The following is a 10,927-nucleotide window of genomic DNA, read 5'->3' on the forward strand; positions in this document are numbered from 1 at the left end:
CCGTAGCCATCGTCAAAGAGGATTTCTCTACTATGAAGGACGAGGATCGGAACAAAGCGCCTCAGGCCACACTGAGCCGCACCACGCTCGACTTCGGCCGGTTCGGACGCACAGCCCAACCGCTCCACATGACATTTACCATCACCAACACGGGACAAAGCCCACTGATAGTGCGACGCCTCCACACACCCGACAAAGCTGTGACGGCCACAATATCGTCCACAACCATAAAGTCTGGGAAAGAGGCTACGGTAAAAGTGACAGCAGATCCTGCACTCATTGCTGACGGCGAACTGCTGAACGCACGGATCACACTGATCACCAACGCACCGTCGGCGCCGTCGCAGACAGTAAGAGTGGTCGGCGAGCCCACCGCCACCCCCTGATATCACAACAACACCCATTTCCACAAATCTTCCACATCATGGAACACCCCGAAAACGACCCTCGCTACAACGGACTGACCGTAAATCCGGGAGTTGCCGCTCCACCGTCAGTCAATCCCTACATGCAGCGGCGCAAACGCAAGCCTCTGCCCTCGGCCGCCGAAATGGTGGAAGGAATACTCAAGGGCGATATAACGATGCTTTCACGCGCGGTGACGCTCGTCGAAAGCCTCGCATCCGATCATAACGCTATCGCACAGGAGGTGATAGAAAAATGTCTACCACACTCCGGACACTCACGACGCATAGGGATCACGGGAGTGCCGGGAGCCGGAAAATCAACATCGATCGACTCATTCGGACTACATGTGCTCAAAAACGGCGGCAAACTTGCCGTACTTGCCATAGATCCGTCGAGCGAACGCACCAGAGGCAGCATCCTCGGCGACAAAACACGCATGGAACGGCTTGCGCTGCATCCGTCGGCATTCATCCGCCCCAGCCCCTCGGCCGGATCGCTCGGAGGAGTGGCACGCAAGACCCGCGAAACGATAGTGCTCTGCGAGGCCGCCGGCTATAACAACATATTCGTTGAAACCGTAGGAGTAGGACAGAGCGAAACCGCCGTTCACTCGATGGTCGACTTCTTCCTGCTGATACAGCTCGCCGGCACAGGCGACGAGCTGCAGGGCATAAAGCGCGGCATCATGGAAATGGCCGATGGAATAGTAATAAACAAAGCCGACGGTGACAATCTCGAACGCGCACGCCTGGCGCAAGCGCAGTTCAGATCGGCGCTCCGCCTCTTCCCAAAAGCCGCATCGGGATGGGATCCGGAAGTACTCACCTACTCCGGATATTTCGAGCTTGGCATACCGGAAATCTGGGACATGATCGACCGCTACTTCGCGTTTGTCGACGCCAACGGATATTTCGAACGCCGCCGCGCCGAACAGAGCCGCTACTGGATGTACGAAACCATCAACGAACAGTTGCGCTCAAGCTTCTACAACGATCCGGAGATCAAACGCCACCTTGCCGAGGGCGAACACCTTGTGCTGGCCAACCGCCAGACATCGTTCGCTGCCGCACGACAGGTGCTCGACTTCTATTTCAACCATCGACAGAAGATCTGACCACCGCGGCCATCAACGGCCCGGCCTCATTCGGGATACAACAGATATGGGGCACGACGCTCACGGAAGTCCTCCACATCGTCGGCCCACGACTGGCGTATCTGCTCCGGAGTGTCGCCGTCAATGATCATACGCCGTATCTCCACGTTTCCGGCAAGCAGATCAAACATCCGGGTAAAGAATTTCTCTCCGATCGAAAGCGCGCGATATGCGTCGATCACGTATGAAAAATCAACTCCGGCAGCTATTACTTCATCGTCGGAAAGCGACCGCAGGTCACGGCCATGACACAGACGCCCTTTCAGCGGCGGGTTAACGGCACCCTTCATGCTGCGCGGAGTGAAGCTGAACGGGCCTTTCATATCAGGATGACCATATATTGTAAAGGGCATTTCGGTGCCGCGCCCAAGACTGACCGGTGTCCCTTCGAAATAGCATGTGGATCCATAGAGATATACCGCTTTCATATCCTTGAGGTTGGGTGACGGCGCCACTGGCAGACGATAGCGGGTGGAGTGGGTGTAACCCAGACACGGGATCACCGTCAGGCGCGGCTTGGCGCCCCCCTTGAGCCATCCTTCACCGACGGCCATGCGAGCCATCTCGCCGAGCGTAAGCCCGTGCATGACCGGCATTGGAAACCGTCCGACTCCCGAGCGCAACGACGGATCGAGCGAAGGTCCGTCGACAGTCATACCGTTGGGGTTGGGCCGGTCAAACACCACGAACTCCTTGCCATTGGCCGCAGCCGCTTCCATAAGTTCGGCCATGGTGATATAGTAGGTGTAATATCTAAGTCCTACATCCTGAATATCACACACTATAACGTCTATATCCTTCAGCGCCGCCGGAGAAAGCGCCTTCTGCTTCCCCGCCCCATAAAGCGAGCGTACAGGCAGACCGGTGCGTTCATCAGTGGCATCGCTCACCTTGGCGCCGGCATCGGCAGTGCCTCTGAAGCCATGCTCCGGTGCATACAGCATCCTGACATCGATCCCGGCATCAAGCATCACATCGAGTGTATGGCGGCCGTCAGACACTATTCCGGTATGATTGCTGAATAGAGCCACACGTTTGCCACGCAGCATCGGAGCATATTGCTCGGTGCGTTCAGCCCCGAGCACGACAGTGTTGTCGCCTTCGCCTCCGGCCATCGTCGGCATACATGTCAACAACACACATAAACAGACATATAACGTACGTAGTGTCATATCGGAAGAGTCAGTTGAATGTCAGGCAGAAGCCTGAACGTCATACGATGCAACGGCGACGGGCCGTGCAAGGCTATGGCCGCACGGTGTGCGGCGGTGGGATATCCCTTGTTGACATCCCATCCGTAGAACGGAAATCGCTCATGCAGTTCGCGCATGATCTCGTCGCGGCGGGTCTTGGCCAGTATCGAGGCTGCGGCGATATTGGCATAGCGTCCGTCGCCCTTGACAAAAGTGAGGCACTCCTTGTCGCGCCATCGGGCAAAACGGTTACCGTCCACTATCACAGCACCCGGTTCCACCGGCAGCTTGTCGAGCGCGCGATGCATGGCCAGAATCGATGCGCGCAGTATGTTGATCGAGTCGATCTCCTCGTTGTCGACCTCCGCCACCGCCCATGCGACAGCTTCGCGTTCTATGACCGGACGCAGCTTGTCGCGCTGACGTTCGGTGAGTTTCTTCGAGTCATTAAGCAACGGATGCCGGAAGTCATCGGGCAATATTACGGCGGCAGCCACCACCGGACCAGCCAGACAGCCTCGTCCAGCCTCATCACATCCTGCCTCACGACGGCCGGCTCCATAGCAGGCCGGAAGCGGCTCATTCAATAAACCCGTAGCCAAAGCCTTGACGATTTATTATGTTACGCCCATATTCGCCCAGTTTTTTGCGCAGACGCGATATGTTGGTATCCACCGCACGCTCCGATATGCCATCCTCCTCCCAAGCCTCATGCTGGATCTCCGACCGCTCGAAAAACTGGTTGCGGTGGCGCAGAAACATAGCCAGTATCAGGTATTCCGTTCGGGTCAGCATCAGCGGAGCGCCGTCGATGGTCACTATGCCGGTGCCGAAATCCACGCTCAGACCTCGATAGCGCATTATATTGCTCATGCGACGGGCCGACATGACGCGCCGCCGGCGCAACACAGAGCGGATGCGTGCCACCAGTTCACGCGTTGAGAATGGTTTCTGGATAAAGTCGTCGGCGCCGGCATCGAGTCCGTTCACAATATTATCCTCCGATGCCTTGGCTGTCAGCAGAATGATAGGCAGATTGGCCGTTTCGGAGTTATCTCTCACCATCCGTGTGAATCTGATACCGTCGAAATCCGACTCCATCATATCCACCAGCAGCAGATTGTAGTCGGCAAGCGGACGCTGCATGGCTGTATGGCAGTCATGCTCCACATCTACCTTGAATCCTTCGTCCTCAAACTTGAACTGCAGCAGTTCACAGGCAAGGCAATCGGAGTCTACTATCAGAATGCGGTCAGACATATTTTGATGTTTGGAAGTCATATATGAATGTCATTATTGGCAGATAATTTGCGTGTCCGGACTGTGCATTACAGGCAACTTCCGGCCGGAAACAAAAAACGAAGATAGACAATAAAACACTACCGCCTCAGCAGACAACGAAATTGTAGCCGTCTTGTAACCGTTTTTTAATCCACTGCCGATCATACCGCTTTGCTCCTCATCTGCTCACGCACCGCGTCGACCACATTGATAATATAGTCGCCAGTCTTCTCGAGGTTTGCCACAAGATCCATGTAATAGATACCTGCCTGATATTCGTAGTGGCGCTCGTTGATATTCTCGATATTTGACGTTCGCAACTGGTTGCGGAAGTTGTTGATCTCGCGCTCGCGGTTATAGCCTGTGATGATCTCCTGCTCGCGGGCATTGTCCATGTCGGAAAGCAACGACACCATATTGCTCATCGCACTCTCGACGTAGCTAAACATCGTATCGAGATTACTGTAGATCTCGCCATTGAAGTTTATATGGCTCTGATGCTTGCGTATAAGTATCTTTCCGGCACCCAGACAGCAGTCGGCTATACTCTCTATCTCGCTGACGATACGGAGCATGGCGGCGATCTTCAGCTTGCCCTCGTTTGACAGACGTCCCTCGGAGCAACGGTTGAGGTAGTGCGCGATCTCTATCTCCATCCGGTCGGAAATATCCTCGTATTTCTCAAGACGTGAAAAAGAATTGTTGAACTCCTCTGTGCCCTCCTTAGTGTGGACAAGGGTCTGTGCCATCCCGATCATGCGCTGCACGCGCTCGGCAAACACTGCTATCTCCTTCTCGGCCTGGGCTATATTAAGCTCAGCCGCATTGAGCAGACCGCCGGATATGAATTTGAGCTGGAATTCCTCGTCCTCCTTGTGTTTGGTCGGCACAAGCCGCATGACGATCTTCACATACAGATTTGTCATCCAGATCATCACCGACAGGTTGATCAGATTAAACACCGTATGGAATATCGACAGACCTATTGATACACTCATCTGCATCTTGCCCACCTGGGCCACGACAGGATGACTGTCGGGCAGCGAGCCGTCAAACAGATGATTGTACACCTCCGGATCCGTAGCTTCGATATGGTTGACAAAGCCCTGCAAAGCTGCAGGATCGCCCTGACCGAGAGTTTCCGTCAGCCATGCGTTAAAATGCACAAACGGGAAGTACAGCGCCAGCACCCACACCGTGCCGAGAAGATTGAACAGCAGATGACCCATCGCCGTACGCTTTGCGGCGACATTGCCGCTCATCGAGGCCAGTATGGGGGTGATCGTAGTGCCTATATTGCTGCCGAGCACAAGCGCACACGACAGATTGAAATCGATCCAACCCTTTGAACACATGATCAGCGTTATGGCAAAAGTGGCGGCCGACGATTGTATGACCATCGTCAGCACGATGCCCACGGCCAGGAATATCAGCACGGACAGATAACCCATCGACGCATATCGCTGCAGGAATGCAAACATCTCCGGATTGCTCTGCAGGTCAGGGACGTACTGACTTATCAGGTCAAGTCCCATAAAGAGGAAAGCAAAGCCTATAAGGAATTCGCCTATCGACTTGTTGCGGCTCTTTTTGGTAAAAAGCAACGGAATAGACAGGCCGATCATCGGCAAGACAAAAGCCGAAATATTTACCTTAAAGCCAAACAAGGCTATCACCCAGGCGGTAAACGTGGTGCCCACGTTGGCGCCCATAATGACAGCCATTGACTGCGACAGCGACATCAAGCCGGCATTCACGAAGCTCACCACCATAACAGTGCTGGCTGATGAACTCTGGATAAGCGCCGTTATGGCGAAGCCTGTCAGAGTGCCGGTGAAGCGATTGCGGGTCATGGCCGAAAGTATATTGCGCAAGCGATCGCCGGCAGCCTTCTGCAGACCCTCACTCATCACTTTCATGCCATAGAGGAAAAGCCCGACAGCTCCGAGCAGCCCAAGAAAGTCCAAGAAACTATAGTTCATCGATGTGAAAATAAATGGTTTGCCGGGAAGAATCAGCAATGCTTTAGAATCATATACGACCCTTCCCGCCACAAAGATAGTTAATTTTCCGAAAAACACACATGCGCCGTCATCTTTTTGTCAAGAATCCGACCGCACCCATACTCCCTGCGATATGCCTATACCGGCGCAATGCCGGAGAAGTCGGCACGACGCCCTTTTGCCGTTCGGGATATTATTCATAACTTAGCGGAAAAATTGGGATCATGATGCACCAACGACTATTCCTGCTCGACGCCTACGCGCTCATATACCGTGCCTACTATGCTATGATACGCTCTCCGCGTATCACATCCAAAGGGTTCAACACATCCGCCATATTCGGATTCGTGAACACACTCAACGAGGTGCTTAACAAGGAGCAGCCCACACATATAGCCGTGTGCTTCGATCCGGCCGGACCGACATTCCGCCATGAGGCATACGAAGACTACAAGGCCCAGCGCGAGAAACAGCCAGAAGACATAACTCTTTCAGTACCTTGGATCAAAGAGATACTGCAGGCGATGCACATACCGGTCGTGGAAGTGCCGGGCTACGAGGCTGACGACGTCATCGGCACACTCAGCGCCATTGCCGAGCGTGAAGGCTTCGATACATACATGATGACGCCCGACAAGGACTACGGCCAGCTGGTCACCGATCACGTGAAGATGTATCGTCCGTCATTGCGGGGCGAAGGATTCGAGATCAGAGGACCCGAAGAGGTGTGCGCGCGCTATGGCATAGAACGCCCGTCGCAGGTCATCGATCTGCTTGCGCTCGAAGGAGATACATCCGACAACATCCCGGGATGCCCCGGCATAGGAGAAAAGACTGCCGCAAAGCTCATACAAGCCTATGGATCCGTGGAAAATCTGATAGCCAACAGCGGGCAACTGACCGGAGCCACCCGCAAGCGAGTGGAGGATAACAAGGAACAGATCGAATTCTCGAAGTTTCTCGCAACGATAAAGACCGACGTGCCACTGCCCGAGGATATCACCCCGCAGGCCATGACACGCTCCGAACCCGACTATCAGACTCTTGCCGAAATATACCGCAAGCTCGAATTCCGCACATTCATCAAACGCATGGAGAGCGCCGGACAACTCGCTGCCCCACACCCCGCCGAACCTGCTGCCGACGGTTTTGTAGGATCACTGTTCGACGAGCCCGCCGAGCAATCAGCCTCCAATCTCACCACCACACCCCACAACTACACCTGCATCACTGACAACAAGACATTGCAGACTGCCGTCGACGAAGCGCTGACAAACATTTCACCCATAGGGATCACAGTCTATGCACCGGGCGAAAGTGCCATGAGCGCCCCATGGCTCGGCATCGCAGTCTCTCCGGCGGAGGGCAAGGCCTTCTACGCTGTCGTGCCCGCCGAAAACACGGATAAAGCCACACGCAAAGAGTTTTTCGGGCTTATCAGCCGTCTGGCAGCCTCACCGGCCACCATAATCAGCCACGATGTGAAGCGGGCTATGATAGTGCTGCGCCGGCATGGCATACGCCTGACCGACAACTACTACGACACCTCGCTGGCACATTACCTGATAGATCCGGAAACAACCCACCGCATTGCCGGACTGGCATTCAGATACCTTAAGTACAACATGGCCGAGCAGCCCGACGACCGCACCGGGCTAAAACGCTTCCAGCCCATCGCGCCTCAGGAGGCCGCAACAGTGATGTGTGAGCACGCCGACATTACGCTGCGTCTGTACAGCCTGCTCAACGGCGAAGTCGAAAACCAGGGACTCATGCCGCTTCTAAACGACATTGAACTACCACTCGTCAAGGTGCTCGCCGAAATGGAATATACCGGCGTGAGAATCGACAGCGACGTACTCGACGATATGTCGGTAAGGTTCACCAAGCGCCTTGACGAAATGGAAACGGAGATATTCCGCCTGGCCGGCGAACGCTTCAATCTTGCTTCGCCGATGCAGGTAGGACGCATGTTGTTTGAAAAACTACAGATCGACAGCAACGGCAAGCGCACTAAAAAAGGGGGCTACTCCACTACTGAAGAGATCCTGGAAAAACTCCGGCCCACCCATGCCATCGTGGATCTGATATTGCGCCACCGCGCACTGAAAAAACTGCTGACCACCTACGTCAACGCATTGCCCGGCATGGTCAACCGCCACACTGGCAAGATACACACATCCTACAACCAGACCGTCACTGCCACGGGCCGCATATCATCGGCCAACCCGAATCTGCAGAACATCCCCATAAGATCTGACGACGGCCGCGAGATCAGAAGCGCTTTCGTAGCTGATCCGGGCGACATCATCATGAGCGCCGACTACTCCCAGATAGAATTAAGACTCATAGCCGACCTTAGCGGCGATCCCGACATGATAGAGGCGTTCGGCTCGGGCGAGGATATACACCGGGCGACGGCCGCAAAAATATACCACGTGGCACCCTCCGATGTCAGCGACACACAGCGCCGCAACGCCAAAACAGCCAATTTCGGGATCATCTACGGCATATCGGCATTCGGCCTGTCGGAACGGCTCGGCATACCGCGATCCGAAGCACGCGATCTGATTGAAGGGTATTTTGCCACCTACCCGCGCATACGCGCATACATGGAAGAGAATGTTGACGGCGCACGCCGCAATGGATACGTGACTACCGTGATGGGACGCAAACGCTTCCTGCCCGAGATCAACAGCCGCAACGCTACCGTCAGAAACTACGCCGAACGCAATGCCGTCAATGCCCCGATACAAGGATCGGCCGCCGACATAATCAAACGCGCCATGGTCGACATTTACCACGCTATCGGAGAAGCCGGCCTGAAATCGAGAATGATCATGCAGGTGCATGACGAACTGGTGTTCAATGTAATCCCCGACGAACTGCCGCAGCTGCAGGAAATCGTATGCCGGCTTATGGAACAAGCCTACGTAGGCCGCGTGCGCCTGGAAGTGGCGGCAGGCAGCGGACGCACATGGCTCGAGGCTCACTGAAATACGCTTGCCTATGAAAAGCCCAGCCAGAATAGCGGTGACCGGAGCAGGCAACCGCGCCCGCAAATACACACAATACATACTCTCCCACCCGGGAGATGCCATACTCATAGCCGCCGCCGACCCTGACAGTCGGCGCCGCGAGCGGTTTGCCGCCGAAACATCGCTCGAAGCATCACGGCTCTACGCCACCGACGAAGAGATGCTGGCCGAACGAGCAGATGAAATCGACGCCGTCATCATCGCCTCGCCCGACCGGCATCACTACCGGCAGGCCATGCGTGCCCTCCGGCACGGATGCCACATACTTGTCGAGAAACCGGTGGCATGCAGCTCCTCTGAAGTTGCCTACATAGCCCGCGAAGCCACCGACCGCCGGCTGGTGGCCGGAGTGTGTCACGTACTCCGCTATCATCCCTACTTCCAGACTCTCCACAGCCTTATCGCAGAAGGATCACTGGGCACTCCCGTAGCCATCCACCACCGCATCAGCGTAGGGCTCGACCGCGCGCTGCATACCTTCATACGCGGTCCCTGGGCCGACAGCCGTATGACCAGTCCGCCGATACTTTCCAAATGCTGCCACGACGCCGATCTACTTCTATGGCTGACAGGCGCCACCGGCGCCACCGACATCAACACCATGGCATCACCGCTATTCATTTTAAGAAACGACCGTCCGGCCACCGCTTCCGACCGATGCATTGACTGCAACGCGGAATCCGACTGCCCGTTCTCGGCTGTCGATCTATACTCGCGACGCGGACTGTGGACCGACAACTTCGATCCACAGCCCGACGAAACACACAGACAGACCATCGACCGGTATCTGCGACACAGCCGGTTTGGCCGATGCGCATACATCTGCGATACCGATGCCCCGCTGTCGCAGAGCATCAATCTCACCACCGACACAGGATGCCTTGCCACACTGACGCTGGACATGATCGGCGACAGCGGCCGACGCACCACCCACATAGTATTAACCCGCGGAGAAATCCACGGCGACGAACTCACATTGACACATCAGCGGTTTGGCAACCGACAGCCCGTCACAACGCAATTCACCCCCGGACCATACCATTCGGGAGCCGATCACGCACTCGTGTCCGACTTCATTACCGCCATACGCAATCCGACCCACCGCATGAAAGCCACCATCGCCGAAGCCCAGGCATCAACCGAGATATGCCTTCAGGCCTATGAAGCCATTTCATGCACCATAAAATCATAATCTGTCAAGTGCATAACCCGCCCAGTGGAATCCACCTACGCTGAAAAAAGCAAGAAAACGAGCAAAACATTTTGTCGATTACGTACAAATCACTACCTTTGCATCGCAAATAAGCTTTGGGCGAATACCAGAGTGGCCAAATGGGGCAGACTGTAAATCTGCTGGTTTTTACCTTCGGTGGTTCGAATCCATCTTCGCCCACAAAAAAAATCTTCAAAAATTTTGGAGATATAAAAAAAAGAGCTAACTTTGCATCGCAATTCCGAAAGGGATAGCAAAAACAATGACTCCGTAGCTCAGTTGGTAGAGCAAATGACTCTTAATCATTGGGTCGAGAGTTCGAGCCTCTCCGGGGTCACAATCAAAAATGGCAAATCGCCGCAAAGCACTGAAATCGCTTGATTTTCAGTGCTTTTTATTTTTGCCAAAATTTCAGAATGGCGCAGAATACGGGTCAAGCCGAAATCCCGGTGCATTTGTTAAAATTGAAGATTTTAAATGTTAAAGTTTAGGCGTATAGTTTGACGAGTCTGAAGATGAAGAAGTCTCGGTCTCTTACTCCACGCATCTGCGATCGGAAGATCTTGACCTTTGAGTTGAATGCCTCGGCCGAGGCGTTGGTGGCCCTCCTGCGAAAGTAGTTGATTATTGTCGGGGCA

The 10,927-nt window shown here is 54.7% G+C and carries 10 protein-coding genes and 2 tRNA genes; 7 read left to right on the plus strand and 5 right to left on the minus strand.

Annotated features, from left to right (window positions below; translation table 11 throughout):
- Positions 1–386, plus strand: a 386-nt coding sequence (locus C5O24_RS07825; RefSeq protein ID WP_133165501.1) for a DUF1573 domain-containing protein, incomplete at its 5' end; no start/stop codon positions are given.
- A gap of 38 nt (positions 387–424) precedes the next feature.
- Complete coding sequence (meaB, locus tag C5O24_RS07830) at positions 425–1,522, plus strand: methylmalonyl Co-A mutase-associated GTPase MeaB (RefSeq protein ID WP_107036550.1); 1,098 nt, start codon at positions 425–427, stop codon at positions 1,520–1,522.
- A gap of 26 nt (positions 1,523–1,548) precedes the next feature.
- Here the strand turns inward: meaB and C5O24_RS07835 are convergent, their stop codons facing one another.
- The 4 genes from C5O24_RS07835 to C5O24_RS07850 all read right to left on the minus strand — a co-directional run bounded on the left by C5O24_RS07835 (position 1,549) and on the right by C5O24_RS07850 (position 6,017).
- A complete protein-coding gene (locus C5O24_RS07835) occupies positions 1,549–2,676 on the minus strand; it encodes an exo-beta-N-acetylmuramidase NamZ family protein (RefSeq protein ID WP_107036551.1) in 1,128 nt (375 codons plus the stop codon).
- Between the two features lie 53 nt (positions 2,677–2,729).
- Entirely contained in the window at positions 2,730–3,356 is a 627-nt protein-coding gene (gene rnhB, locus C5O24_RS07840; RefSeq protein WP_237613047.1) for a ribonuclease HII, read from the minus strand.
- Positions 3,334–4,014 carry a response regulator transcription factor gene (locus C5O24_RS07845; protein WP_123550500.1) on the minus strand — a complete coding sequence of 227 codons (681 nt, stop codon included), beginning with the start codon at positions 4,012–4,014 and terminating at the stop codon, positions 3,334–3,336. The genes rnhB and C5O24_RS07845 overlap by 23 nt, the downstream gene beginning before the upstream one ends.
- A gap of 182 nt (positions 4,015–4,196) precedes the next feature.
- A complete protein-coding gene (locus tag C5O24_RS07850) occupies positions 4,197–6,017 on the minus strand; it encodes a Na/Pi cotransporter family protein (RefSeq protein ID WP_107036561.1) in 1,821 nt (606 codons plus the stop codon).
- Between the two features lie 101 nt (positions 6,018–6,118).
- Here C5O24_RS07850 and C5O24_RS14580 point away from each other — a divergent pair, with 101 nt between their 5' ends.
- The 5 genes from C5O24_RS14580 to C5O24_RS07870 all read left to right on the plus strand — a co-directional run bounded on the left by C5O24_RS14580 (position 6,119) and on the right by C5O24_RS07870 (position 10,626).
- Entirely contained in the window at positions 6,119–6,241 is a 123-nt protein-coding gene (locus C5O24_RS14580) for a hypothetical protein (RefSeq protein ID WP_262497759.1), read from the plus strand.
- A gap of 21 nt (positions 6,242–6,262) precedes the next feature.
- Complete coding sequence (gene polA, locus C5O24_RS07855) at positions 6,263–9,034, plus strand: DNA polymerase I (RefSeq protein WP_107036554.1); 2,772 nt, start codon at positions 6,263–6,265, stop codon at positions 9,032–9,034.
- 13 nt (positions 9,035–9,047) lie between these two features.
- Complete coding sequence (locus C5O24_RS07860) at positions 9,048–10,268, plus strand: Gfo/Idh/MocA family protein (protein WP_107036555.1); 1,221 nt, start codon at positions 9,048–9,050, stop codon at positions 10,266–10,268.
- A 118-nt stretch (positions 10,269–10,386) separates the two neighbouring features.
- Positions 10,387–10,469: transfer RNA gene (locus tag C5O24_RS07865), tRNA-Tyr, on the plus strand.
- Between the two features lie 84 nt (positions 10,470–10,553).
- Positions 10,554–10,626: transfer RNA gene (locus C5O24_RS07870), tRNA-Lys, on the plus strand.
- 150 nt (positions 10,627–10,776) lie between these two features.
- Here the strand turns inward: C5O24_RS07870 and C5O24_RS07875 are convergent.
- Complete coding sequence (locus C5O24_RS07875; protein ID WP_420920342.1) at positions 10,777–10,917, minus strand: transposase; 141 nt, start codon at positions 10,915–10,917, stop codon at positions 10,777–10,779.
- Positions 10,918–10,927: the final 10 nt, after the last annotated feature.

The sequence above is a fragment of the Paramuribaculum intestinale genome (genome assembly GCF_003024925.1).
GTDB classification, from domain to species: domain Bacteria; phylum Bacteroidota; class Bacteroidia; order Bacteroidales; family Muribaculaceae; genus Paramuribaculum; species Paramuribaculum intestinale.